Source organism: Brevibacillus sp. DP1.3A, from assembly GCF_013284245.2.
Classification (GTDB): domain Bacteria; phylum Bacillota; class Bacilli; order Brevibacillales; family Brevibacillaceae; genus Brevibacillus.
Map to the genome: position 1 here is coordinate 4,176,950 of NZ_CP085876.1, position 25,373 is coordinate 4,202,322.

31 protein-coding genes are annotated in these 25,373 nt (G+C 47.7%); 7 read left to right on the forward strand and 24 right to left on the reverse strand.

Translation table 11 applies throughout. The annotated features are described in order from the left end of the window. Positions 1–5: 5 nt before the first annotated feature. From accB to HP399_RS19065, 11 genes are all read right to left on the reverse strand, one after another. A complete protein-coding gene (gene accB / locus HP399_RS19015; RefSeq protein WP_173620211.1) occupies positions 6–506 on the reverse strand; it encodes an acetyl-CoA carboxylase biotin carboxyl carrier protein in 501 nt (166 codons plus the stop codon). A gap of 207 nt (positions 507–713) precedes the next feature. Then, complete coding sequence (locus tag HP399_RS19020; RefSeq protein ID WP_173620212.1) at positions 714–1,388, reverse strand: SpoIIIAH-like family protein; 675 nt, start codon at positions 1,386–1,388, stop codon at positions 714–716. A gap of 13 nt (positions 1,389–1,401) precedes the next feature. After that, complete coding sequence (gene spoIIIAG / locus HP399_RS19025; protein ID WP_173620213.1) at positions 1,402–2,097, reverse strand: stage III sporulation protein AG; 696 nt, start codon at positions 2,095–2,097, stop codon at positions 1,402–1,404. A gap of 31 nt (positions 2,098–2,128) precedes the next feature. Beyond that, on the reverse strand, positions 2,129–2,806 hold the full coding sequence (spoIIIAF, locus tag HP399_RS19030; RefSeq protein ID WP_173620214.1) for a stage III sporulation protein AF: 678 nt from the start codon (positions 2,804–2,806) through the stop codon (positions 2,129–2,131). Between the two features lie 8 nt (positions 2,807–2,814). Further along, positions 2,815–4,011, reverse strand: a complete 1,197-nt coding sequence (gene spoIIIAE, locus HP399_RS19035; RefSeq protein ID WP_173620215.1) for a stage III sporulation protein AE — start codon at positions 4,009–4,011, stop codon at positions 2,815–2,817. A gap of 16 nt (positions 4,012–4,027) precedes the next feature. Beyond that, positions 4,028–4,417 carry a stage III sporulation protein AD gene (gene spoIIIAD / locus HP399_RS19040; protein ID WP_007725724.1) on the reverse strand — a complete coding sequence of 130 codons (390 nt, stop codon included), beginning with the start codon at positions 4,415–4,417 and terminating at the stop codon, positions 4,028–4,030. Between the two features lie 13 nt (positions 4,418–4,430). Next, entirely contained in the window at positions 4,431–4,634 is a 204-nt protein-coding gene (gene spoIIIAC, locus HP399_RS19045) for a stage III sporulation protein AC (protein WP_007725726.1), read from the reverse strand. Positions 4,635–4,650: 16 nt separating this feature from the next. Continuing rightward, the gene (gene spoIIIAB, locus HP399_RS19050; protein ID WP_012686020.1) at positions 4,651–5,169 is read right to left on the reverse strand and encodes a stage III sporulation protein SpoIIIAB; all 519 of its coding nucleotides are present in this window, start codon (positions 5,167–5,169) and stop codon (positions 4,651–4,653) included. Beyond that, positions 5,157–6,119: a stage III sporulation protein AA gene (spoIIIAA, locus tag HP399_RS19055; protein WP_173620216.1), complete on the reverse strand. Its 963-nt coding sequence runs from the start codon at positions 6,117–6,119 to the stop codon at positions 5,157–5,159. The genes spoIIIAB and spoIIIAA overlap by 13 nt, the downstream gene beginning before the upstream one ends. 138 nt (positions 6,120–6,257) lie before the next feature. After that, positions 6,258–6,737, reverse strand: coding sequence for a CD1247 N-terminal domain-containing protein (locus HP399_RS19060; RefSeq protein ID WP_173620217.1), 480 nt, complete (start codon positions 6,735–6,737; stop codon positions 6,258–6,260). A 79-nt stretch (positions 6,738–6,816) separates the two neighbouring features. Further along, positions 6,817–7,080, reverse strand: coding sequence for a YqhV family protein (locus HP399_RS19065; RefSeq protein WP_007725730.1), 264 nt, complete (start codon positions 7,078–7,080; stop codon positions 6,817–6,819). Between the two features lie 149 nt (positions 7,081–7,229). Between HP399_RS19065 and HP399_RS19070 the strand changes: the two genes are divergently transcribed. Genes HP399_RS19070 through HP399_RS19080 form a run of 3 tightly spaced genes read left to right on the forward strand, consistent with a single transcriptional unit; the run spans position 7,230 to position 9,261 of the window. After that, entirely contained in the window at positions 7,230–8,051 is an 822-nt protein-coding gene (locus tag HP399_RS19070) for a phosphosulfolactate synthase (protein ID WP_173620218.1), read from the forward strand. Further along, complete coding sequence (locus HP399_RS19075; protein WP_173620219.1) at positions 8,042–8,758, forward strand: 2-phosphosulfolactate phosphatase; 717 nt, start codon at positions 8,042–8,044, stop codon at positions 8,756–8,758. Before HP399_RS19070 ends, HP399_RS19075 begins: the two co-directional genes overlap by 10 nt. Before the next feature lie 41 nt (positions 8,759–8,799). After that, a complete protein-coding gene (locus HP399_RS19080; protein ID WP_173620347.1) occupies positions 8,800–9,261 on the forward strand; it encodes a DUF441 domain-containing protein in 462 nt (153 codons plus the stop codon). 54 nt (positions 9,262–9,315) lie between these two features. Here HP399_RS19080 and HP399_RS19085 read toward each other — a convergent pair whose 3' ends face one another. From HP399_RS19085 to HP399_RS19115, 7 genes are all read right to left on the reverse strand, one after another. Beyond that, positions 9,316–11,004, reverse strand: a complete 1,689-nt coding sequence (locus HP399_RS19085) for a DUF4179 domain-containing protein (protein ID WP_173620220.1) — start codon at positions 11,002–11,004, stop codon at positions 9,316–9,318. Continuing rightward, complete coding sequence (locus HP399_RS19090) at positions 10,985–11,554, reverse strand: RNA polymerase sigma factor (RefSeq protein ID WP_173620221.1); 570 nt, start codon at positions 11,552–11,554, stop codon at positions 10,985–10,987. The genes HP399_RS19085 and HP399_RS19090 overlap by 20 nt, the downstream gene beginning before the upstream one ends. A 317-nt stretch (positions 11,555–11,871) precedes the next feature. Continuing rightward, a complete protein-coding gene (gene ant(6), locus HP399_RS19095) occupies positions 11,872–12,726 on the reverse strand; it encodes an aminoglycoside 6-adenylyltransferase (protein ID WP_173620348.1) in 855 nt (284 codons plus the stop codon). Between the two features lie 142 nt (positions 12,727–12,868). Next, complete coding sequence (gene efp, locus HP399_RS19100; RefSeq protein ID WP_007725738.1) at positions 12,869–13,426, reverse strand: elongation factor P; 558 nt, start codon at positions 13,424–13,426, stop codon at positions 12,869–12,871. 41 nt (positions 13,427–13,467) lie between these two features. Further along, the gene (locus HP399_RS19105) at positions 13,468–14,538 is read right to left on the reverse strand and encodes a M24 family metallopeptidase (protein ID WP_173620222.1); all 1,071 of its coding nucleotides are present in this window, start codon (positions 14,536–14,538) and stop codon (positions 13,468–13,470) included. A gap of 28 nt (positions 14,539–14,566) precedes the next feature. Beyond that, positions 14,567–15,007: a type II 3-dehydroquinate dehydratase gene (aroQ, locus tag HP399_RS19110; RefSeq protein ID WP_173620223.1), complete on the reverse strand. Its 441-nt coding sequence runs from the start codon at positions 15,005–15,007 to the stop codon at positions 14,567–14,569. 303 nt (positions 15,008–15,310) lie between these two features. Further along, a complete protein-coding gene (locus tag HP399_RS19115) occupies positions 15,311–15,823 on the reverse strand; it encodes a YqhR family membrane protein (RefSeq protein WP_173620224.1) in 513 nt (170 codons plus the stop codon). A 124-nt stretch (positions 15,824–15,947) separates the two neighbouring features. Between HP399_RS19115 and HP399_RS19120 the strand changes: the two genes are divergently transcribed. Both HP399_RS19120 and HP399_RS19125 read left to right on the forward strand, forming a co-directional pair. Next, on the forward strand, positions 15,948–16,895 hold the full coding sequence (locus tag HP399_RS19120; RefSeq protein ID WP_017247982.1) for a DUF1385 domain-containing protein: 948 nt from the start codon (positions 15,948–15,950) through the stop codon (positions 16,893–16,895). Positions 16,896–16,931: 36 nt separating this feature from the next. After that, positions 16,932–17,285, forward strand: a complete 354-nt coding sequence (locus HP399_RS19125) for an ABC transporter C family protein (RefSeq protein ID WP_173620225.1) — start codon at positions 16,932–16,934, stop codon at positions 17,283–17,285. Positions 17,286–17,325: 40 nt separating this feature from the next. Here the strand turns inward: HP399_RS19125 and HP399_RS19130 are convergent, their stop codons facing one another. From HP399_RS19130 to HP399_RS19140, 3 genes are all read right to left on the reverse strand, one after another. Continuing rightward, on the reverse strand, positions 17,326–18,255 hold the full coding sequence (locus tag HP399_RS19130) for a patatin-like phospholipase family protein (protein ID WP_173620226.1): 930 nt from the start codon (positions 18,253–18,255) through the stop codon (positions 17,326–17,328). Between the two features lie 120 nt (positions 18,256–18,375). Next, positions 18,376–18,807, reverse strand: coding sequence for a transcriptional regulator MntR (gene mntR, locus HP399_RS19135; RefSeq protein ID WP_017247979.1), 432 nt, complete (start codon positions 18,805–18,807; stop codon positions 18,376–18,378). A 99-nt stretch (positions 18,808–18,906) separates the two neighbouring features. After that, positions 18,907–19,470 (reverse strand): NADPH-dependent FMN reductase, encoded by a 564-nt coding sequence (locus HP399_RS19140; protein ID WP_173620227.1) that lies wholly within the window; start codon positions 19,468–19,470, stop codon positions 18,907–18,909. Positions 19,471–19,626: 156 nt separating this feature from the next. Here HP399_RS19140 and HP399_RS19145 point away from each other — a divergent pair, with 156 nt between their 5' ends. Beyond that, positions 19,627–20,634: a hypothetical protein gene (locus HP399_RS19145; RefSeq protein WP_173620228.1), complete on the forward strand. Its 1,008-nt coding sequence runs from the start codon at positions 19,627–19,629 to the stop codon at positions 20,632–20,634. Positions 20,635–20,769: 135 nt separating this feature from the next. Here the strand turns inward: HP399_RS19145 and HP399_RS19150 are convergent, their stop codons facing one another. Beyond that, complete coding sequence (locus HP399_RS19150) at positions 20,770–22,107, reverse strand: M28 family peptidase (protein ID WP_173620229.1); 1,338 nt, start codon at positions 22,105–22,107, stop codon at positions 20,770–20,772. Positions 22,108–22,424: 317 nt separating this feature from the next. Here HP399_RS19150 and dat point away from each other — a divergent pair, with 317 nt between their 5' ends. Next, positions 22,425–23,276: a D-amino-acid transaminase gene (gene dat / locus HP399_RS19155; RefSeq protein ID WP_173620230.1), complete on the forward strand. Its 852-nt coding sequence runs from the start codon at positions 22,425–22,427 to the stop codon at positions 23,274–23,276. A gap of 54 nt (positions 23,277–23,330) precedes the next feature. On the opposite strand, the gene HP399_RS19160 is transcribed toward dat, so the two are convergent. Beyond that, positions 23,331–24,161, reverse strand: coding sequence for a lipoate--protein ligase family protein (locus HP399_RS19160; protein ID WP_173620231.1), 831 nt, complete (start codon positions 24,159–24,161; stop codon positions 23,331–23,333). A gap of 71 nt (positions 24,162–24,232) precedes the next feature. After that, positions 24,233–25,312, reverse strand: coding sequence for an undecaprenyldiphospho-muramoylpentapeptide beta-N-acetylglucosaminyltransferase (locus HP399_RS19165; protein WP_173620232.1), 1,080 nt, complete (start codon positions 25,310–25,312; stop codon positions 24,233–24,235). Positions 25,313–25,373 lie beyond the last annotated feature (61 nt).

Here is a 25,373-nt window from a genome sequence, read left to right on the forward strand (position 1 = left end):
CCACCTTATTCTGGCTTTACCAAAAACAATGCTTGGCCATACTCAACCAATTGACCGTCTTCTACGAGCACTTTCACGATCTCGCCGCTTACTTCTGCTTCGATTTCGTTAAAGAGTTTCATAGCTTCTACGATGCAAACAACCTTGCTCGCATTCACTTTGTCACCAGCTTGTACGTAAGGCGGCTTGCCTGGTTCTGGTGCGCTATAGAAAGTCCCTACCATTGGAGATACGATCTTGTGGAGATTTGCGTCATCCGATGCTTGTACAGCAGCTGCTTTTGGAGCTTCTGCTACGACTGGCGCTGCCGCAACAACTGGCTGAGCCGAGATATGTGCTACTGGTGCTGCAACAGGAGCTTGAACCGCTGGTTGCGTGACGACAATCGTTTCCGTACCATTGGATTTTTTCAGAGACACCTTGGCACCTTCTGTTTCCAAATTAAATTCTTGAATGGAAGATTGATCAATTAACTTAATGATTTCGCGGATTTCATGCATTTTCATTACGAACAAGCACTCCTTCTTTTCTTTCAATAAGGTTCGTGGAGTCCATTATGTATCCTTTTGGCAAACCATAAATCCATGGTAGCCTGTTGCCTATACCACGTCAAGAAAGGATTTCCCCGCTTCTTTTCCAACAGAAGCGAGAAAATCCTTACCATCATGCCCGTTTCTCCTATCCCTTATAACGAGAAAGTACCGCAGCTTTTATTAGGATGACTTGTATTGTACGTTAATGTTTGTCGCCGGGATATTCAAGTGTTGCTTCACGTTTGCAATGATTTCCACGACCTCGTTGGCGCTCAATTTATCTTTTTGTACAATGACTGTCGCCTTGTCATTTTGGACAGTAACGACCGCATCCTGATAGCCACTCGCTTTGAGCATTTCTTCTGCAGTCATCGTAGCACTTTCCATGTTGGACAGTTCTTCAAACTTGGCCATCGCTTCTGCTACTGCCTGCGGAGAGGACTCCGTGCTGTTTACGATTGCGAGCTGTTCGTCTTTTTGTTGCGCCAGCATGGATTCACGTTTCATTTTGTAGCCTTGGAAGATTTCACTCGCCGTTTCTGCTACTGGGACGACCGTGTTCGTTGCAGCTGGCTTCGCTTCTGGTGCAGCAGGAGTTTTGGCTTCCTTCGTGCCTGTTTTTTCGTCTACCGGAGCTGCCTTTGGAGCTTGATCGACAGGAGTTGCTTGTGGGGCGTGATCTACTTGCTTGGATTCAACAACCACGCCAGAAATTTGCTCTTGCTTCTGGACGGCTTGCTCTTGTCCTGATGTTGGGACCTGTTCTTGCGGCCCCTTCACCAAGTAATAGCCGGAGAGCACAACCATGACAGCAAGCATTGTCAACAACCATACCGTTTGCTTTCTTAGAATCATTCGCCATTACCTCCTACCCTTTTTTGGGCAAAATGGATATTTTATAAGCGGGAACATCCAAAACCTTTTGAACGGCTTCAGTGATCCACGCTTTAACCTGGATGTTATCGGCCCCTTTAGCCACTACCAGGACCCCGCGCACTTTCGGCTTCAGCGTCTTCACAACAACGGGGGCATCTTGCTTGCCGCCTTGCACGATAACGACTTGCTCATCTCTTGACTGGTCATTTTGATTGCGGGTTGCCTTTTCTTTGTCCATTTCCTGATTGGTTGAGGAACGAATGTTGCGATTTTTTTCCACAACCAGCTCTGGTGTTGATTCCAGATTGACCATGACCTCTACTTCGCCGACGCCGACAACAGAAGCGAGGATATCGCGCAGCTGCGTCTCGTAAATGTTTTCATATTCGGCAATAATGTCGGTAGTCGGTGATCCTCCTAGCACCTGGGAAGTTGAATCGCCTCCAGGAGGACCTGGCGTCTCACTCCCTATATCTCCAAATCCGAGTGGCTGATCTTTTTCCACTCTGAGGAAATCCGTCAAAATCATAATGGCAACGCCTATTCCCAATATGACGATGAAATAATGCAGCGGCTTCAGTTTTGGGTTTTTGCCCTTGCTCCCCACTACGATTTTCTTTTCTTCCTGCATCGTCTCGCCTTGTTGCTTCATGAACATACTTTTCAGCTTTTCCCACAATTGCTTCATTGTTTTCACCTCGTTTCACTGACTGTATCCGCTACTGTTTCTCTCTTTCTCTCGATTCGTCTTTGATAACGACCTGACTCTTCGAAAGCCCCCACTCTTTAGCGACATCGTTTGTGATTTGCGCGTAAAGTGGGTTGTCATGGTGAGCTGTTGCTGCAATATCTGATTTGGGATCAGATTGTATGTCAATGGGTTCGCCAATCGTAATCTCAACAGGCTGGACAGGTTTAATCGGTTCAATCGTGCTCTGCCCTTTTTGCTCTTCCTTGTTCGCGTCACCGACTACCAGCTCGATTCGCTCAAGGGTTGGTTGTTCTGGATTTTGCTGATTAACGGTAATCGTGACATCTTCGACAGTTACGCCGTACTGCTCTTTGACACTGGCTTTTACTGAGGACGCTACCTGTGACTGGACGTAAGCGGTCATCTGTTGGTTTTGTTGACCGAGCAGCTTGTCAGTGATGCGTTTCCACTCTGCCGAAGCAGGCTTGTTCAGCTCTTGTTGGTAGCGATCCAGACGAAAGGCCAAATCTTCCTGCGAGAGGCTAAACAGACTAAACACGGGAGAAATGATCGTCAACAAAAGAATCAAGCCCATCACCATTTTTACGTAGCGTTGCAGTGTCGTATTGGGCAGGATCAGATCAAGGAAGGCAGCCAAAAGGACGAGCAAGATAATTTTTTTCAACCACAGGGTTAACCAAGTCATCTCATCACCTACCGAACCATCATGGAGATGTTGCCCGCTGCAATAATGATCGTAATCGCCAGAAAGAACATCAAGCCGACTGTCGCCAAAGCAGCGAAGACGAACAAAAGACTTTTCCCAATCGTACCTAACGCACTGATGATTGGGCTGTTTCCAAGCGGTTGGAGTACGGCAGATGACAGATTGTAGATCAGAGCCAGTACCAGTATCTTCAAAGCCGGAAACGCGCATAGCATGATCAGGATCAAAACTCCTGCCAAGCCGACGGCATTTTTGACCAGTAGCGAGGCATTGAGTACGGTATCTGCCGCATCGGAGAACACACGACCTACTATCGGGATGAAATTGCCCGTGATGTATTTCGCTGTTCGGAGCGTGACCCCGTCCGCAACGGCTGAAGTCGCTCCCTGTATGGAAATGATGGCGAGAAAGATCGTCAGAAATGAGCCAAGGACACCCATTGCAATATTGCGTAGCAAGGTCGCTAACTGTGTGACTTTGTACCTCTCTGAAAACAGGCTGACGATAGAGAGCATCGCAGAGAGAAACAGTAGCGGAAACACGACGTAAGAGATCATCATGCCACTGGTGTTGATCATGAAGATAATCAGCGGGTGAAACATAGTGGCGGATGCCAGATTTCCTACCGAAGCAAGCAGCGCGATGACAAGTGGGATCATGGCCAGCATGAAATCAGACATGTTCGCGATTGCATCTTTGGCATAGGTAATGGCGACATGAAAGCTGTTGATCGCAAGTACCATCAAGACGAGATAAGTAATCGAGTACGCCACTGTCGATACCGCATTGCGTTCAAAGGCGTTCTGCATCGTTTCGAGAATCATCGCGAAGACCGTAATGATAATGATGGAGCTAAGCAGCTTGCCATTCATCAAAATCTCATGAAAGATGAATTTGCCCATTCCTTGCAGGACTCCTGAAATACTGAAGTCACCTTGCTGCATGAGGATTTGGATAAAGCCTTCCGATTTCAAGTCGGGCAAGTACCCTTTATAGTCGCGCTGCAACTGATGCCAATACTTTTCGACTCGGTCTAGCTGCAAGTGATCGACCTGTTGTTGCACGATTTGATTGATCGGACCGGCTGCGGGTGCAACAGCGGGTGTCATAGCAGCAGACACGGCAACTGGAAACAAGGCAAGAAGCAAGAACAAGAACAGGATCAGCTTGCAAGTGTGTGCCATGGACATCCCACCTCCCTTATGCCGGCAACAAGTCGATCACTGTTTCGATAATGATTTGGATGATCGGTACAGCCATAACCAGTATGAGGACTTTTCCAGCGAGCTCGATTTTCGAAGCTATCGCACCTTGTCCAGCATCTCGGGTCATCTGTGCACCGAATTCAGCAATGTAGGCAATTCCGATGATTTTTAAAATCGTTTCCAGAAACACAAGGTTCAAGTCTGCTTGAACCGCTAATCTTTCCAAAACCCGAATGACATCTGCTATTTTTCCGACGAGAAAGTAAAAGATGATGACTCCGCTCGCGATCGCCAACAAAAAGGCGAACATCGGCTTCTGTTCCTTAATGACTAGCGCGAGAATCGTAGCCACCAGTCCTAGTCCGACAATTTGTACAATCTCCATCTGGAGCCCCTCCTCAGTTGAACAGGAAGACGCGTTTTACCTCGGAGAACAGATCGCCGATGTAATGGGACACCATGTACAGGACAATGATGAATCCGACCAAAGTTGCCCAATGCGCAATATCTTCCTTGCCCGCCTGCTTCAGGACTGTATGCAGGATGGCTGTTATGAACCCTACTGCTCCTATCTGGAAAACAGGTGTCAAATCAAAATCCACTGTGAACACCTCGCCTTTAGAACATCAGGATGACGACCAAGAGTCCACCTAAAAAGCCCAAACTCTTGTACATTTTTTCGTACTTTTCCTGTTCTGCACGAGCCTCCTCTTCCAGCCCTCGCAGGTGGGTGACAGCTAGGCGCAAATGCTTTTGCTGGTCTTCCCGATCGGATGATCCGAGTACCTGACCTAGACTCTCTAGCACCTCTCGTTCTTGTCTGCGCAAGGCGGTTTGAGTCCAGAGTCTATTCATTGCCTGTTGCAACGCTTCCTCAGCCGAATGCGCCTTTTCGGTCTGCAGGAATTCAGCAGCCAGAAGAAATACTTTCCCTACCTCTTCGGAGACGCGATGACCGACCTTCACAAACGCCCGCTGCAATGGGGTCATCCCAAACACGATTTCCGTTTCGAGCATTTGCAGAGCAACGAGCAGAGCCCGAAGCTGAACGGGACGATTCGCGTAATACTTGCCGATCTGCCAACCAACCATCGACGCTGAAAACAGGATGAGTACGGCTCCCATCAGCTTGACCATGCAACCTTCTCCCTTTCAACCAGGTTCATGCTTTGATCGTAGATGGCCTGGATCGTTCCAACGCCTTTTTCGCGGCTGAGTACGATATAGCGGGAAAAGGCTCCATATCGAATCAGCTTGCCCAGCATGGGGCGTTCTGCTACTTCCTTGACGCTCGCTCCATGCGCTGAGCAAATGACGGCTACACCTGCATGAATCGCTTCCCAGACTGCGTCACCATCCTCCGCTCTTCCCACCTCGTCCACAATCAGAACATCAGGAGACATGGAGCGAATCATCATCATCATCCCTGCAGCTTTTGGGCAAGCGTCCAGCACATCCGTTCGCGGACCGACGTCTCGTTGAGGAACTCCTTGTAAGCATCCCGCCAACTCAGAACGCTCGTCCACAATTCCTACCTTGCGACTTGAAGACCACTCGCTCCCGTAGCTGATGGTTCTCGCCATATCACGCAACAAGGTTGTCTTCCCGCACTGGGGTGGGGAGATGAGCAGCGTGTTCAGCAATTTGCCATCCTCAAACAAATACGGCATGACCTTCCTGGCCGCGCCTTTTTTCTCGCGGGCAATCCGGATGTTGAAGCTGGTCACATCTCTGATTCCCTTCACTTCACCTTTGTCCAGCACCACTTTCCCCGCAATGCCAATGCGATGACCGCCAACCACCGTGATGTAACCCCTTTTCAACTCTTCTTCCAAGGCATAGAGAGAATGCTGGCTGACCTGGTTTAAGAGCTTTGCAGCCTCTTCTGCTGAAAACAGCCAACCTTGCGCGGGTATCGAGGTGATTTGCCCCGACGGTGTCACATAGCTAGATTGTTGGCCAAACCGGACTTCTAGCGGCTGGTTTTGCCGAAGCCGAATCTCTTCCAGACTCTCTCTTACCGCGATAGGAAGGGCCGTCAAAATCGTACGTAAAGTTGCTGGCAATATCATCAAGATCTCATTCATCAGGTACCCTCCATTTGCAGCATTCTGCCTTTGTCCACTTTGACTTACCTCCATCCTATGCAGAGGTGGACGAGATTTATGCAAAAAAAATAGCTTGCTCTCGTGCTAGAACCCGAGTGCAAGCTTTTCCTATTGGGATCACCGATTATCCGTTTTCTTGTTATCCACTGGCTCTATTACATAGTGTCTGAAACCTTCCTCATCTTTGCCCTCGTGCAGATAGATTTCTTTCTGGCAGCTAGGGCATGCGAATTCGTAGGTCGTATCGAGATGGGGATCTACTTGTCCTTCGTACAGTTGTGCGTCTTCATCATCATCTAAATCGTAGAAAGCTGCGTACTCATCGTCATCATCCTCACAATCGACAACGGTTTCGTACAAGTCATCATCATCTTCAAAAAGGTAGAGCTCAATGTCCTCTAAGTCTTCATCCAAGGCCTCCACATAATCCTCTGCCTCTTCCACTCGCGCGTGAAGCTCTCGTAGCTGACCCTGCACCTCATTTAGAATCTCAATCATCTCTACCATAATTTTTCCTTCGGGGCTCTTCTCCCCCACTTCCAACCCATCTGCCAACCCTTGCAAGTATGCGATTCGATTCGCCAATGCTTCTGGCATCCACATTCCCTCCCATCCAATCTCTCCCACCTATCGTTCCCCATCGTGATTGCATTTACCAATGGAAGGAAATGGGTAACTACTTGCGGACCCCAATCAAGATGCAGGAGATCCCCACCAGAATCCAGGCAATTTTGGCAAAGCTAACCCGATCCGACATGCCTAATAAACCGATTGTTGTAGTAGTGATTAAGATGATTGGCCCGACAATCGCAAGACCCGAATTAATGAGCAGAGCTTTTTCGACCTGGTTCACTTTCAAAATGAGCAGAGCTGCAATGATCTCGATACTGCCTGAGAAGACCCTAAGCGCCGCCATACCCATAATTGCTTTTTCCAACATACCGTCTCGTCCTCCCCTCCTTTCACTCTATGCCTGTACCACATCATTTCAGCACTTTTTGCATGACCTCTATAGGCTTTTGCCCTCACTCCTCCCCTCTACTGGGCATACACTGAACCATACGCCTAGAAGAAATGAGGAACTTGCCGATGGTAGAGTGTGATCAATCGTTTTTGCCTGACAGCTGGGCAAACCCGTCCGGGCAAATCCGAGAGAAGCCCCGGGCGAAGGGCTTAACCATGGTCATTGACAAAGGCCTTGGACTTACCGCGTATTCCGACTTGTTAGCGCTGGCTGCTCCCTATATCGATCTATACAAACTCGGTTTTGGCACCATCGCTCTGTACCCCCTCGAAATACTCAACCAAAAATTGACCCTCGCAAAACAAAATGGCGTACACATCATGCCAGGAGGAACTTTTTTTGAAATTGCCATCCGTCATAATACGATTGCGGATTATATGAAGCTGATTCGCTCTCTCGGTTTTACTGCGGTCGAGATATCTGATGGAACGTTCCCTTTATCCTTCTCACAACGTCAGGAAGCCATCAATTACGCGTTAGACAATGATCTGGTGGTCTACACGGAAGTTGGGAAAAAAACTGCCGATTATCGCACTAGTCGAGAGGAATTGCTGGAGACGCTTAGCTTCGACCTGCACAATGGTGCCAGTCACGTTATTGTGGAAGCGAGAGAGAGTGGGACCGTCGGCGTTTGTGACGGGGACGGCAATATAGACGATTCCTTCGTTTTAGACATTGTCGCGGCGGCCAAAGAAAAAGCCTCCCGCCTAATCTGGGAAGCCCCACAAAAAGATCAACAGGTCTGCTTCATCAAAGCTATTGGCAGCGACGTTAATCTCGGAAACATTGCCTATACAGATGTATTCTCTGTGGAGACGCTACGGCGAGGATTGCGCGGCGATACAGCCCTACTCATGGATAGAGGGAGGTTTTATCCGTGCGAATAGAAGTGGTGCCGACCGTGGAAGAAATTCGTTTTGAACAGATCAGCAATCATGTTGTCATCGTCATCGATGTGCTTCGTGCCTCCAGTACGATTGTCACCGCCTTAGGCAATGGATTTCGTAGCGTCATCCCGGTCGAAACCATTGGGCAAGCGAACTCGCTGCGCGCCAACGACTGTGTTTTGGCTGGTGAACGCCACTGTAAGAAAATCCCGGAATTCGACTGCAACAACTCACCAACCGAAGTCGCAGCTCTGGGGAAAACGGGGAGCCAGCTTATTCTCACCACGACGAACGGGACTCGCGCGATCCAAAAAGCAGAACGTGCCTCTGCTCTCTTGATTGGCTGCTTCTTAAATGCCACGGCATGCGTGCGACACGCTCTTTCGTATCATCTCGATGTTACGCTGTACTGTGCAGGTACCCGGTCGGAATTCGCTCTGGAAGACGGTCTGGCTGCCGGCTTGATGATTGCCCAGACACAACAATCGTTACCGAGCATCCAAATTTGTGATCTGGGTGAAGTTCTAAAAGCGAGCTACCTTTACTACGCAGGAAAACTGAGCGAGCTGTTACCCCACACAACAACAGGAAAAAGGCTCGTCCAGCATCATCACGCAAGCGATATACGGTACTGTGCTCAAGTGGATCAGTATCAAATCGTTCCTTATATCAAGGAGAAACGCATACTCCCACACCTTGTCTCATAATGTGAAAGGAGAACAGGGACAGGGGTTTTGATGCCATGCCAATGATGTCTGGAGAAGTGATGCTCGTCATCCTGATCGTCATCGGGTTAATCGGTCGATCACCGATAATCGCGACGGCCGCCAGTATTTTGTTAGTGTTGAAGCTGACGGCATTGGAACGATTTTTTCCTACGGTCGAGCGTCGTGGTTTAGAGCTTGGGCTGCTTTTTCTGACCATTTCTGTACTGGTTCCATTCGCCAGCGAAAAAATATCGTGGAAAGACGTCACACCTCTCTTTACTACGGTTGTCGGCTTAACCGCACTGGCTGGTGGGGCCATTGCCACCTGGATGAATGGAAAAGGACTCGATTTGCTGCGGTCTGAGCCGCACATGATCGTCGGATTGGTGATTGGTTCCATTATTGGGATTGTATTTTTCCGTGGGATTCCCGTTGGACCGTTGATGGCTGCCGGGATTACGGCCTTTGTATTGAAGCTATGGGAATGGTTTATGAGTAAATAAAAACAGGAAATCCCCCTCTTTGTGCAGGAGGGGGATTTATCTTTTCTGATTGGCTTACCGTTTGCTAGACGTTTTAAATGGGACTTCCCAATTCATCCCTTGGTATTGACGCCATTGCATCAAATGCTTCAGGTTCAGCTCTTTCGGTTGCTTTTCTAGATCACGGATAAAGAAGGTTCCACTGACATGTACACGCCCATCCTTGTCTCTCTTGAATGTTTCTTTCATAAGCAATCGGTAGTCTTGCTTGGCGTCATCTTGCGCGCTCCATACCAAATTCATGATGATACCTTCAGGAAGAACAGCCGTGAACGGGATGATGGCACCTTTACCGCTGTAGGTATGGTCCCCGATTTTTTCCTCGCCCTCCGTCGTTTTTAAGGTAAAGCCCGTAAAGGTGTACACGCTGTCGTTATTCGTTACAGTCACCTTTTCCTTCATCAGCTTATCAACCGGAATGGTCGCTTGAAACTTCGCCGGTTCAAATAAGTACAGGGAGTGCAGCCTGAATGTATAAGTTTGGTCATCAGCCAAAGGCGTTATGCCATTCCACTTCGTATATCGTTTCCCCTCATCATGCAGTTGCCCTCGGTAAGAGGGAGATACCGTGTTTTTGCGAATTTGATTGAGTTGATCCCCGTAAATAGCATCATCCCATCCTGCTACTACTTTTCCTTTTTCATCCACGATTTCATAGGCCAATCCGATGTCTACGAAATATCTCTCCACGCGCTCTGCATCTGTGAACACACCTGGTGCATCTTGCTTTACGACCCATCCATTTTCTTCTTTTATTTTTTGAACTTGCTTCGCTCGCTCTTCCGTCCACGCTGTTTCCAATTCAATCAAACTGACACTAGGCACAGTCTTAATGTTGTGCAAAGCCAGCTTAATTCCATGCGGGGTCATGAAATTTTTCTCAATCGTTGTTTGATTTGCCGCTGCTCTCGCCTTTTTCAAATCGACTGGAAACTCCAGCTTCCAGCTACCTTCTTTTCCATCCAGCATCGTCACGTCCACGCCGACAATCATTTCATCCAGTTGAGTCTTTCTGTCTTTCAGAAATTGGAAGATATCATGGCTGATGACTAGGTATTCACCCTCTTCTCCGTAGTGATAGCCTCCTCCATCTGGATTGAGCTCTTCACCTGATTTTGTTTTATACGTAAGCGAAACCTCGATTTTTTCCGGGTCAAACGGAATGCGCTTGCCATTTTGATCGACTGCTTGCGCGAAGATTGCCATTCTCACCGGATCAGCAACCACTTCTTGCACGGTCAGTGTCATTCCCTGATCGGTTGCGCTCTTATTGATTGCTTGGGCATAGCCTTTTTCGGCAGCTTGCTTCATTCCGTTGTCAATGCCTTGGATGGACTGGATGACACTATTTACATAGCTCGCAAAAGTTGGGGACACCATGGACCCAAACGTAATGATCGCAGTCACACTCGCTACGGCTATCGCTGTTTTCTTCAAAATGTTTACACTCCTCTTTTTCCAATTCGGTTTAGGAGTAGGAGTTCGCACTGTCTCTAATGCTGTCATCACTTGGGCTGTAAAATCTGCTGGCAACGCGCTTGGAACTTGCAGGACTTGGTACTCCTCATCGCTGTCAGCTTCCTCCATCATTACCTTTTGGCAAAGCATGCACGCTTCGACATGTTGTTCCAGCAGTCTCGCTGCTTCTGTGGTCAGGTCTCCGGCCAAGTACTTGCGCAATTCTTCAGTTTTGGAGCAATTCATAGATAGCAGCACCTCCTGACATTTCTTGCGTAATACTTGCCCGGAGCTTTTTCTTGGCATGATGGATGCGCATTTGCACGGTTGTCACCGGAATGTGCAAACTCTCGCTAATCTCCTTGTAGCTTTGCTGCTCCATGTATTTCAGCAGAAACACAATGCGGTATTCCTCACCCAGCGCCATGATTTGCTGCTGCAAGGTATCTTGCTTTTCTTTTTCCAAATAAGCTTTTTCGGGTGTATCGGATTCAATCAATCTGGTCTCTTCCAAAGGTGTTTTGGCGTAGTGCTTGTTCTTGCGCCACGCGTCTATACACAGGTTGGACGCAATCCGATACAGCCAGGCCAAAAAAGCATCTGTCGGCTTATATTTATCCAGTTGACAGTACGCTTTGATAAAAGCCTCTTGTGTCAGGTCTTGGGCATCCTGCTGCTGCCCCGTCATTCGATACAGATAGCTGTATACTCGTTCTTTGTACTTGTCGACCAGGTGCGCGTAGGCATCCCGATTCCCTTTTTGTACCTGTTGTATGAGCAACCAATCATCCTGCAAAGGAAATCCTCCCATTTCAAAAAAGTTCGCTGCGCAGCGTTCGTTTTGGCAGGCTCATATGGATTAACGGATCATTTTGTATTTTCTTTCCAGAAATGAATACATTTTTTAAAAAAGTTTGAGTCAGCATTGTGGAGGAGAAGAAAAAGCACAGTTCTCTTCGACTCTGACACGCCAGCAGAGGGATTCACTGGCCGTCTCCACTTAAAAAAGGGACCGTCGAGCCAAAGCCACCCTACGGGCGGAAGAATCTCAAAGAAGAAGTGATCGACAACATAAGAAAACCGCCCTTGAATAAGGCGGTCGAGTTCCATCCATCACTTCCATGAATGGTAGATATTTTCCGCATACTTGGTAATAGCTTCATCGTAATCTGGATACGGATATTCGAGACTATCTGCCACCGCTTTGGTGTACTTTCGAAATAGCTCGTAGCAAGTGAATAACGATTCCCACATCTGCGGGTAGCCGTTTTCGCGATAAGTGGATAGTAGCGCTTCCCAATCTTCTTTTGGAAGATAGTGATCGATAAATTTGTAGTTTTTCCCGACACTAAAGGTAAATCCTTTCTCACATCCGGTTTGCCAAGCCATCATGCGGAGCAAATTCGGTCGGGCGATTTCGTTGAGATGGTCAATCGCAAAAAGGATTTCTTTTCTCGCGAGACCTTTGACAACGTAAGTAGAGACCATCCAAAATTCATTGCAGCAGTCATCAAACTCTCTAGCAGTTGGCTTCTTGATCCAATATTGATGATCGGAAGGGAGCACCTCGTGTTTGATAAGCTCGTCCTTATCCAGCAAAACCTCAACCAAGCCGTCGCTATTTGCAAAATACGGCTTTGTCTCGTCTATCGGAATCAGCGTCAGATCTACTTTAGTTCCATCGTCAAATAGCATGAGATAGGAAAACCAATTCCCTAGCTCGGACGGAAAAAGCTCCATATCCTCTGGTTTTTGCATCATGATCCGATTCCCAAAAACATCGAGCCATTGATCATTTTCCTTAAAAGAATCCATCTCTGTCACAAAATACGAAATATCATAATCTTGGAATGGATCAGCGGGTATATTTTTGTTCGTACGCGACCCTTCCAAGGTTACCAAGCGGATTCGATCATCCTTCGTGGCGAAATCGATCAGCATGCTCATCATTTCTTGTTCCGTTCTCAAAGCCATACCCCTCCACCCTACTATTTCTCCGTCCACTTAATGTAGTGCAATTGCATAATTTTTACAATACCGCATCAATAGGTGAAACAAATAAAAAAAGCTGCACCCATTTGGGCACAGCTTTTTCTTGCAATCCGTACTTTTACGCGCGGGAAACGTATGCTTCCGTACGAGTATCGATGATCAGACGCTCTCCTTCTTCTACGAAGAGAGGAACGTTTACTACGAAGCCAGTTTCCAAGGTTGCTTTCTTTGTTACGTTAGAAGCAGTGTCACCTTTTACACCTGGCTCACATTCTGTTACAACGAGTTCAACAGTATTCGGCAATTGAATACCGATTGTTTCTCCGTTGTACTGCATGATTTGCACGTTCATGTTTTCCTTGAGGAAACGCAGTTCACGCTCGATTTGCTTTTGAGTGAACGTCATTTGCTCGTATGTTTCAGTATTCATGAAAGTGTATTCATCGCCACTAGCATACAGGTACTGCATCGTGCTGGATTCAATCCGAGCAGGGTTTACTTTTTCGCCGCCGCGGAAGGTCATTTCTGTCGTGTTGCCGCTACGCAGATTGCGCAGTTTGGAGCGAACGAATGCCGCACCTTTACCTGGTTTTACGTGTTGGAATTCTAGCACGGTAAAAATATTGCCATCCACTTCGATTGTCAAACCGGTACGAAAATCGTTTACAGAGATCATGGTAGTCCTCCCAAATCAATCAATAACAGAATAAGTATAAATTACACAGGCAAAATGAGCAACTCTTTCGTGGACTTGTTCAGGTTCTCATGACCATCAGCTGTAATCCACACATCGTCTTCGATCCGAACGCCACCAAGGCCTGTTACGTAAATGCCTGGCTCCATCGTTACGAGCATACCTGGCTCTAATACGAAGGTACTTACAGTCGACAGCCCTGGCAGCTCGTGAACTTCCAGTCCGAGACCGTGACCTGCGCTATGTCCATAGGCATCGCCATAGCCTGCTGCTGTGATGATATCTCTCGTTGCAGCGTCAGCGTCTTTTGCGGATACACCTGGCTTCAGTGCTTCTAAACCTGCGAGCTGTGCACGCAGAACGATTTCGTAGATTTCGCGCATTTTCGGGTCCGGCTCTCCCACAGACAACGTGCGTGTGATATCGGAATTGTAGCCCTGGTATGCAGCTCCGAAGTCGAGCGTAACCATTTCCCCTGCCTGAATCACTTTCTCGGAAGCTCGTCCATGTGGCAGAGCACCGCGCACACCTGACGCTACGATCATATCAAAGGCAGAGCCTGTCGCTCCTTGTTTACGCATGAAGAATTCCAATTCCAAAGCAACCTCGGATTCACGCACGCCTGGTTTGATGTAGCCTTGAATATGCGTAAATGCTGCTTCCGCGATACGAACCGCTTCACGAATAATAACCATCTCGGATTCGTCTTTAAACATGCGGATTTTTTCAAGCAGACCGCTTGTTGACACCAGCTCTACTCCGTCAAATCCTTTGTTCCATTCCTGATAGGTGCTAAAGGACACGCTGCTCTCGAATGCCAAACGCTTAATCCCTTTTTCTTGCAGGAGCTTTGCCATCGCTTCAACTGCTTTTCTCTCGTTATTTACCACCGTAAAATCAGGTGCTTGTTCTTGCGCTTGTTCCACATAGCGAAAGTCAGTGACGAGAAACGCCTCTGTTTCGGTGACAATCACCCATCCCGTTGATCCGGTGAAACCACTCAAGTAGAAGCGATTCTCTGTTTTTTCGGTAATAAATGCCTCTGCTCCAACTTGTGTAAGCGCCTCGCGCAATTTATGCAGACGTTGTTTCATGGCAGCCTTTTCCCCTTTTTGAATGCTATTATTTTTTTTCGATTTTACGGACGAGCGATCTTAGTGCCCATTCATATCCATCGATCCCCAATCCGACAACTTGTCCAATCGCGATAGGAGCGATGACTGAGTGATGGCGAAATGGTTCCCGTGCATGAATATTGGAAATATGTACTTCAATCGTTGGCAGTGCCACACTGGCCAAAGCGTCTCGGATTGCATAGCTGTAATGTGTGAATGCCCCTGGGTTGATCAAGATACCGTCATGGACACCTCTCGCCTGATGAATCGCGTCGATGAGGACACCTTCGTGATTCGATTGGAGATGCTCAAGCTTTCCGCCCAGCTCATCCATAACACCCGTCAGGATTGTCACCACATCCTCCAGCGTTTCCCTTCCGTAAACATCCGGCTCCCTTGTCCCCAATAAATTCAGGTTGGGACCGTTCAGCAACAAGACGGAAGTCATCGACCATTCCTCCCCCATAATCTACAGTCTTCGAAAAAAGTTTTTTTCCGTGTAAGAATTTATAAGCGACATGCTTATGAATTCTGGAGCGCATGACGAAGTGCCTCAGCGTACGCTTCCAGCATACCTTCGGCAAAACTAACCGCAAAAACGCGGTCGCTCCGCTTTGAAGAGGCATCGATAGTCGTTTTCTTACTAATGAAACATTTTACCACAAGCCATCCTCGTTCCATAGTGGGCATTCATCTATGCAACATTTCGAACATTGTTACATCCATTTTGACAAGGAACGGAGAATTCCTCCTACCTTGTGGACTCATTCCATGCATGATGCTCGTCTGACTGCTCGAGTATGATTGTCATCCCAATGAACAAGCCAAACGTCAAATACCAAGCGCCTTCCGTACTTAGAGTGGCAACCTCCCAATTTCCGATATGAAAGAAGAAACCCGCTATCCCTAACATAACCGCCCCGTAGACGAGTCCCAGCCACCACGCACGGATACGGCTAAAAAGCAAGCTGAACACAAATGAAGAAACGACTGTTTCAACGAACAATACGATACCACCAAGGCACACGCTCGCAAACGTATTTTCATCCTCGATGCTGATAAAGGGACGTGCAAAGGCTCCGACTCCGTACGGGGTCATGTTCAAAAAGTGAGCCATTAAGCGAACGAGCCCCCAAATGATAGTTCCCCAGAATGCGACCTCCAAAATCTTCGAAGTGGAGATTCTTTTACTCCCTTGCCTACCTTCTTCTGTATGGGATACGCGCGCTTGCTTGTGCTTCCGTCCTGTTTTGCTTACTTCCATTTCCATCACCTCTGTTCTCTAGTATGCTCTTCCTCTAAGCTTTTCACTTTCGCTTTACATTTGTTGGAAAAGTGCGAACTCCTTGTAGCTTCAAGTCGCCATTTCCGTTAATATAGTGGTAAGGATGGTGATTGTATTGGCGCAACAAAACGTACCTAGCTACGGCGGTCAGGCCGTCATCGAAGGAGTTATGTTCGGTGGCAAAACCATGACTGTTACGGCTGTTCGCAAAAAAAATCATGAAATTGAGTATTTTGAATCCCCACGATCGGAATATAAATGGATTACTACGCTGAAAAAGATTCCGTTTGTGCGTGGGATTGTTGGTTTGGTCGAAGCCAGCGCCAATGGGGCCAAACATCTCAACTTCGCCTCTGAACAATACAGTATGGAGTCTGGAGAAGAAGTTTCCGAAAGTCCATCGAAGCTCACGATGATTTTAGGTGTTGCTGTCGTCGGGGTACTTTCCTTCCTGTTCGGGAAATTCGTATTTACACTTGTTCCCGTTTTCCTGGCCGACTTTTTACTCGGAAAATGGGTACCAGATGGCGTTCCTCAAACGTTGGCTGAAGGCGGATTTAAAATCTTGCTCCTCCTCGGTTACATTACAGCGATTGCACAAGCTCCGTTGATTAAAAGGCTTTTTCAATACCACGGAGCCGAGCATAAGGTGATTAACGCATTCGAATCCGGGGTAGAATTAACAGTAGCTAATGTACAAAAATTTTCCGCTCTGCATTATCGTTGCGGGAGCAGTTTTCTCATTTTCTCAGTGTTCGTCGGTGTAGTGATTTACTCACTGTTCAGTTATGACTCCCTGACGGAGAGGGTCGTACAACGCATTGTTCTTTTGCCACTGGTAATCGGCGTCTCTTATGAGGTTTTGCAGTGGACAAACAAGCTCCGTGATGTACCAGTCCTACGTTACCTTGGTTATCCAGGATTGTGGTTGCAAAAGATCACAACTCGTGAACCAGATGACAGCCAAGTCGAGGTAGCCATCGCTTCCTTCCAAAAGATGCGGGAGCTTGATCAGAAGCACGTGCAGGAAAGAATGGTTACGACCGGATAACGTGAGGCATTTTTATTCCCATAGAGGTGAAGCCCTATGTTACGCCGTATTCCACCAGTGATTCTGATAGTGATCGTATTGGCGATTTACGGATTTTTGATAACACTCATCAATGATCCTGTCAGTACGATTATCATCTTGGGATTATCCGTTGTACTTTTCTTGGTCGTGCGCAACTATTTACAAACCGGCTCCTTCTTTTCACAAGGCGCAGGCAAACCTAGACAGCCAAAGGTCAAGGTGAAACCAAAGCCCTCCATTGCCCGGCAAGCAGTGAAAAAGCAGTCGACTACCCCGAGAAAAGATCATCCGTTTCGTGTGATCGAAGGCAGTAAAGGGAAGCAAAAAGAGAAACAAGACGAAAAATCGCAAAATAATATCTCCCACTGAAAACAAAAACAGGTTGCCTGAATCGGCAACCTGTTTTTTATTAGACCAGTATTTTCGGAGAGCTATTGCGAAACACTTTGACATAATCTTCAAAATCCCATTGCGCCAAAAATTTGTGAGCCGCTGCCTCCCCTGACTCAAACAATTGTTGCCGCATTTCTTTTGACAGCTGAAATTGGGTAGTCCTCACCCCTAATGTATGAATAAAAATCGTCCGAACGGCTTTTGCCTTTTCCACAAACAAACGGTCATGGGCATCGAGCATGGTCGCCAGTAATCCCCGAGAGAAGGAAAAAAGACCGTTGATGCTAGTCGCTTCTCTCTTGTCTTGATCATCACTCAGGCGAAAACCAATCGTCGGCCACCGGGGAGTCCCCGGTACATCAAATAACCACACCGGGTAGTTGCTCAATAATGCGCCATCGACGATGTAGTGCACATGTCCAGCACTTGTCAGCTTTGCAGGCTGAAAAAAGAACGGAATCGAGGAAGACATACGAACGGCTCGTGCCACAGGAAAATCATCGGGTTCTACACCATACCGTGCCAAATCGTCAGGTAATATAAGCATTTTTCCGTCAGTGACATCAGATGCGACAACTTTCAGCTTACCAGGCGGAAGATCTCCGAATGTTCGTACTCCTTTTCGTAGTAACAACTCCTCTATGAACAACTCGATTCGATCTGCTCGATAAATCCCTTCCCGCACGACTAGTTCATAGATTGGTCCGATGAGAGGGAGCCTGCCCAGCCCTGAGCGCTTGAGAAAGTGAAGGTAATCCAGCTCTTCAAAGATCGGTTTCAACTCATGGCTAGAATAGCCTGCGCCGAGCAAAGCTGCAACAATGGAGCCTGCCGAGGTACCAGCGAGCCTTTCCCAGGTGTATCCATTCTCCTCCATGACTCGCAAGGCACCAATAAAAGCGATTCCTTTAACGCCGCCACCTTCAAAGACCGCATCCGCTTTCACCTTGTTTCCCCTCCCTAAAATTCCTCCCCATTTTCCATGTATAAGACGACAGCTTTTCCATTACCACAAAGAAAAACGCAAGCCAGGTCGGCTTGCGCTATAATACGATAAAGATATAGACTATTCCTCTTTTTGCTCATCTAACAAACGAATGTTACGAAGCTCTTCTATACGTTTTGGATCTGCCTCGAAGTACTGAACCAGATACTCCAGGCATGTAATCGATTCCCAGCTCAGGTGGTGCTCGATTCCTTCCACATCCTGATAAATATGCTCTTCATCCAAGCCAATGATCCGCATAAATTCTTCCAAAAGACTGTGACGGTCCACTAGGCGTTTTCCGATTTTCTTCCCTTTTGGCGTCAAGACAAGCCCACGGTATTTTTCATAAACGAGATACTTGTCTTTGTCTAGCTTCTGAACCATTTTCGTGACCGAAGAGGGATGTACTTCCAACGCTTCAGCAATATCGGAGACACGAGCATAGCCCTTTTCTTCAATTAAGTTGTAAATGCGTTCCAAATAGTCTTCCATACTCGGCGTCGGCGGCATTGTGAACCCCTCATTTCCAAACCGTTATTTCATCTAGCCAAAAAAGGCACGTAGAAATATGATACCGCGTAATGAGAAGCATTTGCAAGAGAAAAGTACCTATCTCAGCTGTTTTTCTGGTGTTGGATTCATCATTTGGACATATTGTACGAGTTGTTGACCCAACTGCTCCATACGCGCCTGTAGACGCTCATCCTTCAGCTTGCCTTCTGGTGTAAAGGCATTGTAAGCACTTGGGATGGAAGGGCTAGATGGCAACGGCCATGCATGCAGGTTGCGCATGATTAACTGCAAGGTGTTGACCGTGTTCGTAGCACCCATGCTTCCCCCAGCGACCCCAATAATGGCAACCTGCTTGTCACGCAAAATGCGCCCTTCCAGGAAGTCAATGGCGTTTTTCAAAGCACCTGTCATTGTGCCATGGTATTCAGGCGAACCGATCACAAGTCCATCCGCTTCAGAAACCGCTTTGACAAATTGATGGACAATGTCAGGGTACGTACTAGTATCATCACGATCATCATACAGCGGCAGCTTCCAGTCCGCGAGATGAATCATTTCAACATCGGCACCTGCAGCCTTCGCTGCTTCGAGTACAATATGAATCGCTTGTTTTGTCGTAGAATTGGCATTCATACTTCCGGCTATTCCTACAATTTTCATGGTTTCACCCCATCGATAATCTAAATACTGGTATGATCATCATTATATTCCATTAAGTATATTTTGTAAACATTTATGTTTATTTAATATCGTCTGTTCTGAACATACCTGTTTGTCTCATACACTTGTACCAAGTTGCAAGTGAGGATGATGCCTATGGACAAAGTCGCTTGGCATATCGCCGTGCTTTTTGCAGGGTCTGCGTTAGGTGGATTCTACTTGGGTGGATATGAGTGGTTACGCTTTTTTACTTATTTCGGTTCCTGGGGAACAATAGGCATTGCACTTGCGGCTCTTGGCCTCGGCTGGTTCGGCGTCCAGCTGTTGACCTTTTGCCATCGCAAGCAAATACGCTCCCTGTACGAGCTGTACTACGTATTGTGTGGCGAAGCATTCGCTTCTAGCCTATCTGTCATCACCCACATTCTGCTATTGGGCTATACAGGAGTCATGCTTGGCCAACAGGCAGATTTCCTCTTGGAGGAGCTCTCTCCCCTATGGTTCATCCTTCTGACCATTGCAGCCATCTTCTTTATCATAAATCGTTGGAGATGGATTGTCACTGCAACAGCCATATCTCTATCCATCGGTTTATTATTATTCGGATTGATTTTCAGCGCACAAACCCATGTGCCAATCCCGAGCTTGGGTTATCAACTGAATGTGAACTGGCTGATTCACGCCGTATTTTTCCTTGCCTTGCATTTTCTTATCAGCTTGGCCACGACTCTACCTCTGGCAGTGCATGCGTCCCATGAGCGATCTGTTCGGCTGGGGGCAATCATCGGAGCTGGAATCTTCCTTTTGTTCACAATGTTAGGTCAAGCTATCCTTCTTGCCCACTGGCATGATGCCCACGCCTCTGTACTGCCTATCAAACAAATTTTGGTTCAAATGATGACGGGTGGCGATTGGCTTCTCGCTATTCTCTCACTTGTACATGGTGGAGTCATTGTCGCAGCCCTACTCTACTCGCTGACACATCCCATTGCGACACGTCAACATCTACAAATGCTGCCACTGATTGTCGTCATGCTGCTTACCGTATTTGTATTCGCTCTCCTCACACTCATTGTTCCGTGGAGTATGTCTGCAATCGCCAGTGCAGCAACCTATTGTGGCATGTTCGTAATGGGCTGGTATGTGTGGAAGCATCAGAATTGACCTGATCGTTTACTCGTAGTCCCTGTGGTCAAGACAGAATCTTGGCCACTTTTTTTCGCATGATAGGAGCCAATTCAATATTTCTTACTCTCTCTCATTTTATCACATATGAAAAACGTCCCCCGAAGGAGACGTTTACTGCAAAGCCTCACTCTCTGCTCTTAGCTGTCCCCCATTTGGAGAACCCAGCAGATAAGCTGGCGTTGTTTGTTCCGTAATTTTGTGAATCGCTGAAAGGACCGCCTTTGTCGCCGTTGTGATTTGTTCCCAATCCATTTGCGCCAAGGAGTCATCTGTTGCTTGTCCCGTCCCTGCACTCGTCACAAGTGCCGTAGGAATTCCTGCGGTGGCTAAAGAGCCTGCTGCACCGTTTCGTTCACGCTTCCCATCCTTGTTGGAAGGAGACACCCCCGCTGCTCTCAGGAGTTGGATTGGCAGATTTTCATTGCCCAGCGAATTCGTTGCTACGAGCTCTGCCTTTTGACTGCCTACCCCATCAACATAGAAGGCTGCTATTATAGCTTGTCGCTCTTTGGCTGATAAGGCATTCGCATAAGCAATCGGGCCTCTGCTTCCCGATGTAACCGCGCCAAAGCTTACGAACCTCACTTCCGTATCAATCGGCTTGTCAGCCATATTACGCGCTATCTCAAGCAAGGCCGCTACACCGGAGCCATTGTGATTTGCCCCAACCGATAACCCAGCGGAATCATGGTGAGCAGATACCATCACGACCTGCCCAGTGTCATTTTGATTGGGCTTTCGGCTTGCCACGATATTATACGAGGTTTGCTTGCTGCTTACGGCTCCTTCCACCTTGACGGTTCCCTTTACGGGCCGCTTGTCCATAATGCGTTTTTGGAGCTTTGTGCCATCCGCCTTAGACAAAGCGATTACAGGAACAGCGATATCCAAGGGTTCACCCAGTGAAGCATTCCATCCTTCCTCTCGATCATTCCAGATGATAAGAGCAACGGCTCCGGCAGCGGCTGCTTGACGTACTTTTTCTCCGAACGAAATCTCGCCTCGCTTGACCAACACAATCTTTCCCCGTGATGCCTCATTCGCAAAATCAACCGCTCTTCCCAAGCCTGCATCCACCACTTCTGCTGTCGCGGTTCCATTGATCCCAAAAGCAAATCCACTTACTGTCCATTTTTGACCCTGCCATTCTTCCATCGTCAGTGATAGAGTAGTAGGCTTTCGGTACGTATAATAAGAAAACGGATCGAGCTTGGTCTTGTACCCGTAAGATCGAAGTGTATTTTCCACATAGACAGCTGCCGCAAATTCCGTTTCAGTAGCAGGTGGACGGGCTGTTCTCGCCAATTGCTCGACATGGCTGTACAATCGTTCACTATCGACCCAATCTTGCGTTTCCTCTGCATGAGCACGATGTGAAAGGGAAGGTATCGGCAATATCGTTCCACAGACTAGCAAGGCACATAGCGCATAATGACGGACAGATCGCATGGCAGTCTCCCTTTCCTTCGCTCTTTGCATTTATTATGGGCGGTTACGATAAACTGAGTCTAGTCAGAATAGTTAGTCAAATAACTTCATTCTGCGCCATCCCTGGACAGCTTTCGCTTTCTTCTGCCCAAAACGTCGATTTTTCGAGCGACTTCCCTCCATATGAATTCTTAATAGAAAGGTGCTTTACTCCGTAAAATTATTGATAAAGAAAAGGCGACTTTCAAATTGACCTATGTCCTTCCCTTTTGCTAAGGTGGAATCAACAAAAAACCGTTTGAAAGAAACGGATTGGAATCCATTGAGGGGGAAGTACCATGCTGTATGTTGATGGCAAATGGGTAGAAGACGGGCAAGTCGCAGTTCATCCAGAAGACCGCGGATATAACTTTGGGGATGGCATATATGAGGTAGTACGCATTTATAAGGGGCGCATGTATCAATGGGATGGACACCTTACCCGTCTGTTTCGAAGTGCCAAAGAAATAAAAATGGAGCTCCCTTGGAGCGCAGAAGAGCTGACAGACTTAGCGAATCAGCTGATCGCCAAAAACAACATCACGGAGAATGATGACGCCAGCCTTTACCTGCAAGTATCTCGTGGCGCCTCTCCGCGTGTACACGATATTCCGTCTGGTATCAAGCCTGTGATCATGGGCTTTGTCCGTCGCAAGGACCGCCCTATCGCCGATATGAAAAAAGGCTGGACCGCTCAGCTCATTGAAGATATCCGCTGGCTGCGTTGCGATATCAAAACGCTCAATCTGCTAGGGGCCGTTCTGGTCAAACAATACGCAAAGGATGCAGGTGCCCAAGAATCGATTTTGCACCGCAACGGCGTCATCACAGAGTGCAGCTCTTCCAATTTGTTCGTTGTAAAAAATGGCGAGCTGTATACACATCAGGCTGACAATCTAATCCTGCACGGAATTACCCGCCAAGCGGTCATTGATTTGGCTCGGGACAACGGGATCACTGTACACGAAAAAGCATTCGACATGGCTTTCTTGAAGCAAGCCGATGAAGTATTCCTCACCAGCACGACCGCAGAAATCATGCCGCTCATCTCGGTAGATGGCGTCGCTGTCGGCAACGGACAGCCAGGACCTGTCGTTCTTACGCTACAAGACTTGTTTGAACAGTATATCAACACAAGTGTTCTTGTGTAATGAAAAAAAGCTCTCCCGGTATGCATATAATCCGAGAGAGCTTTTCTTTATTTTTTAACGACGGAGATTCCATTCGTCTGTGGCATAGCGCGTCTTAACGAGTTCCTCTGCCAACGCGAGTTCTTCATCCGTAAGCGTTGAAGGGATCAGCTCCACTTCCAATCCAGATGCAAAGCCTTTCGAGAACGCCTCTATGGATTCTTGCAGACTGATTGGCCGTGGGCTTACTTCGTTGATCGTCACTGCTTTTTGTCGGAAACTATCGATCATCCGTTGTTTTACCCGCTCCGATGGGAAGTGCAAGAGCGAGAATAGCAAATCTACGTCCATATCAAGCAGAATAGAGCCGTGCTGAAGAATAACGCCCTTTTGTCGGGTCTGAGCGCTTCCCGCTACTTTTTTCCCCTCTACCACGAGCTCATACCAAGAAGGCGAATCGAAGCAAGCGGATGACCCTGGCGAATTGTACTTTTCCTTCTCCTCTTCACTCGCCAAAGAGACCATTTCCGCCGAGAGTCCAAGGTTTTGGAATCCGTGCAGCAGTCCCAAGCTAATGATTTTATAGGCTTCCGTCACACTCGAAGGCATTTTCGGATGGTCTTCGGATACGATGACACTGTATGTCAGCTCCTGATCGTGGAGAACAGCACGCCCTCCCGTCGCTCTGCGAACAAAGCCCAGTCCTCTATTTTGAACTTCCTCCAGGTTGATTTCCTTGATGGCCTTTTGGAAATAACCAATCGATAGTGTCGCGGGGTTCCACGTGTAAAAACGAACGGTCGGCGGAACCTTGCCCTCACTGTGTAACTGCAAAATTGCTTCATCTACTGCCATATTCATCGCGGGTGACATTGCTTCCGTCACGATATAGCGCCACTGTTCCATCTATGTACCTCCTCATTCACAACGCCTTCATTGTACGCTTCTGGCACGAAGGACGGCAAGCTTCTGATGGGCTAATTGGAGCGAGCTGTTTCCTGTAAAATGGCCAAGACCTGCGCCAATGAATCTGTTTTCTTCGCATTCTCTTCCCGCATTCGCTGCAAGATGGACTCCCTGTTGTTTTGCAAGTCATTCACCGCTTGAAAAAAGCGATCAGCCGTTAGCTCTTCTTCCAGCAAAACATGACACAAGCCCTGCCTTTTAAAAGACTGTGCATTTAGTATCTGATCACCCCGACTTGCTTCACGGGACAACGGTATCAAGAGCATCGGCTTTTGCAGGGCTAAAAACTCATAAATCGCATTGGAGCCTGCTCGTGATACGACAAGATCAGCCATCGCCAGCAAATCGGGCAATTCCTCCTGTACATACTCGAATTGCTTGTAGCCTGCCACCTGAATCGTTTCATCCACTTGATTTTTGCCGCAAATATGTACAATGGAAAAATGTTCGAGCAAAGCAGTAAGCGAATGGCGTACCGCCTCGTTTATTCTCCGTGCTCCCAAGCTTCCACCCATGACAAGCATGACAGGTTTCTTTGTAGAAAAGGAGCAGGATAACAAGCCCGCTTCTCTTCTCCCCTGCTTCAGCTCATCTCGCACAACTGCACCTACGTGAATCCCTTTGTTTTTCGGCACTTTCGAAAGCGTATCTGGAAATGTTACGCACACCTTGCTGGAAAAAGGGACAGCCAGCTTATTTGCAAGACCGGGTGTCAGATCTGATTCGTGGATGACTACCGGAAGGCGGTTTAGCCACCCCCCAAATACGACCGGCACGGAGACGAAGCCCCCTTTGGAAAAAATCACATCCGGCTTCCACTTACCGAGAAAGTGAGAAGCTTGCCAAATGCCTTTGAGGACTCGCAGCGGGTCACTTACGTTTTTCCAATCAAAGTAACGTCGCAATTTTCCTGAAGAAATGCCAATATAGCGAACATCCGGATGGTTGGCGACTAGCTCTCGTTCAATTCCTGTCGCAGAACCAATGTAGGCGACTTCCCAACCCAGCTTGATAAAGTGGGGGATGAGCGCAAGATTCACAGTGACATGTCCTGCCGAACCACCACCGGTAAACACAATCCTTCTCTTCATTCGGTTCGAACCCTCCCCTGCCTCTTCCTCCCTCATGATAGCACCAATCCGAAAGAAAAGC

Bases quoted from the DNA above. Each gene is read 5' to 3' on its own strand.
- accB (WP_173620211.1), bottom strand. From the start codon at position 506: ATGAAAATGCATGAAATCCGCGAAATCATTAAGTTAATTGATCAATCT.
- HP399_RS19020 (WP_173620212.1), bottom strand. From the start codon at position 1,388: ATGATTCTAAGAAAGCAAACGGTATGGTTGTTGACAATGCTTGCTGTC.
- spoIIIAG (WP_173620213.1), bottom strand. From the start codon at position 2,097: ATGAAGCAATTGTGGGAAAAGCTGAAAAGTATGTTCATGAAGCAACAA.
- spoIIIAF (WP_173620214.1), bottom strand. From the start codon at position 2,806: ATGACTTGGTTAACCCTGTGGTTGAAAAAAATTATCTTGCTCGTCCTT.
- spoIIIAE (WP_173620215.1), bottom strand. From the start codon at position 4,011: ATGGCACACACTTGCAAGCTGATCCTGTTCTTGTTCTTGCTTCTTGCC.
- spoIIIAD (WP_007725724.1), bottom strand. From the start codon at position 4,417: ATGGAGATTGTACAAATTGTCGGACTAGGACTGGTGGCTACGATTCTC.
- spoIIIAB (WP_012686020.1), bottom strand. From the start codon at position 5,169: ATGGTCAAGCTGATGGGAGCCGTACTCATCCTGTTTTCAGCGTCGATG.
- spoIIIAA (WP_173620216.1), bottom strand. From the start codon at position 6,119: ATGAATGAGATCTTGATGATATTGCCAGCAACTTTACGTACGATTTTG.
- HP399_RS19060 (WP_173620217.1), bottom strand. From the start codon at position 6,737: ATGCCAGAAGCATTGGCGAATCGAATCGCATACTTGCAAGGGTTGGCA.
- HP399_RS19065 (WP_007725730.1), bottom strand. From the start codon at position 7,080: ATGTTGGAAAAAGCAATTATGGGTATGGCGGCGCTTAGGGTCTTCTCA.
- HP399_RS19070 (WP_173620218.1), top strand. From the start codon at position 7,230: ATGGTAGAGTGTGATCAATCGTTTTTGCCTGACAGCTGGGCAAACCCG.
- HP399_RS19080 (WP_173620347.1), top strand. From the start codon at position 8,800: ATGATGTCTGGAGAAGTGATGCTCGTCATCCTGATCGTCATCGGGTTA.
- HP399_RS19085 (WP_173620220.1), bottom strand. From the start codon at position 11,004: ATGAATTGCTCCAAAACTGAAGAATTGCGCAAGTACTTGGCCGGAGAC.
- efp (WP_007725738.1), bottom strand. From the start codon at position 13,426: ATGATCTCTGTAAACGATTTTCGTACCGGTTTGACAATCGAAGTGGAT.
- HP399_RS19105 (WP_173620222.1), bottom strand. From the start codon at position 14,538: ATGAAACAACGTCTGCATAAATTGCGCGAGGCGCTTACACAAGTTGGA.
- aroQ (WP_173620223.1), bottom strand. From the start codon at position 15,007: ATGACTTCCGTCTTGTTGCTGAACGGTCCCAACCTGAATTTATTGGGG.
- HP399_RS19115 (WP_173620224.1), bottom strand. From the start codon at position 15,823: ATGGAAGTAAGCAAAACAGGACGGAAGCACAAGCAAGCGCGCGTATCC.
- HP399_RS19120 (WP_017247982.1), top strand. From the start codon at position 15,948: ATGGTGATTGTATTGGCGCAACAAAACGTACCTAGCTACGGCGGTCAG.
- HP399_RS19125 (WP_173620225.1), top strand. From the start codon at position 16,932: ATGTTACGCCGTATTCCACCAGTGATTCTGATAGTGATCGTATTGGCG.
- mntR (WP_017247979.1), bottom strand. From the start codon at position 18,807: ATGCCGCCGACGCCGAGTATGGAAGACTATTTGGAACGCATTTACAAC.
- HP399_RS19140 (WP_173620227.1), bottom strand. From the start codon at position 19,470: ATGAAAATTGTAGGAATAGCCGGAAGTATGAATGCCAATTCTACGACA.
- HP399_RS19145 (WP_173620228.1), top strand. From the start codon at position 19,627: ATGGACAAAGTCGCTTGGCATATCGCCGTGCTTTTTGCAGGGTCTGCG.
- HP399_RS19150 (WP_173620229.1), bottom strand. From the start codon at position 22,107: ATGCGATCTGTCCGTCATTATGCGCTATGTGCCTTGCTAGTCTGTGGA.
- dat (WP_173620230.1), top strand. From the start codon at position 22,425: ATGCTGTATGTTGATGGCAAATGGGTAGAAGACGGGCAAGTCGCAGTT.
- HP399_RS19160 (WP_173620231.1), bottom strand. From the start codon at position 24,161: ATGGAACAGTGGCGCTATATCGTGACGGAAGCAATGTCACCCGCGATG.
- HP399_RS19165 (WP_173620232.1), bottom strand. From the start codon at position 25,312: ATGAAGAGAAGGATTGTGTTTACCGGTGGTGGTTCGGCAGGACATGTC.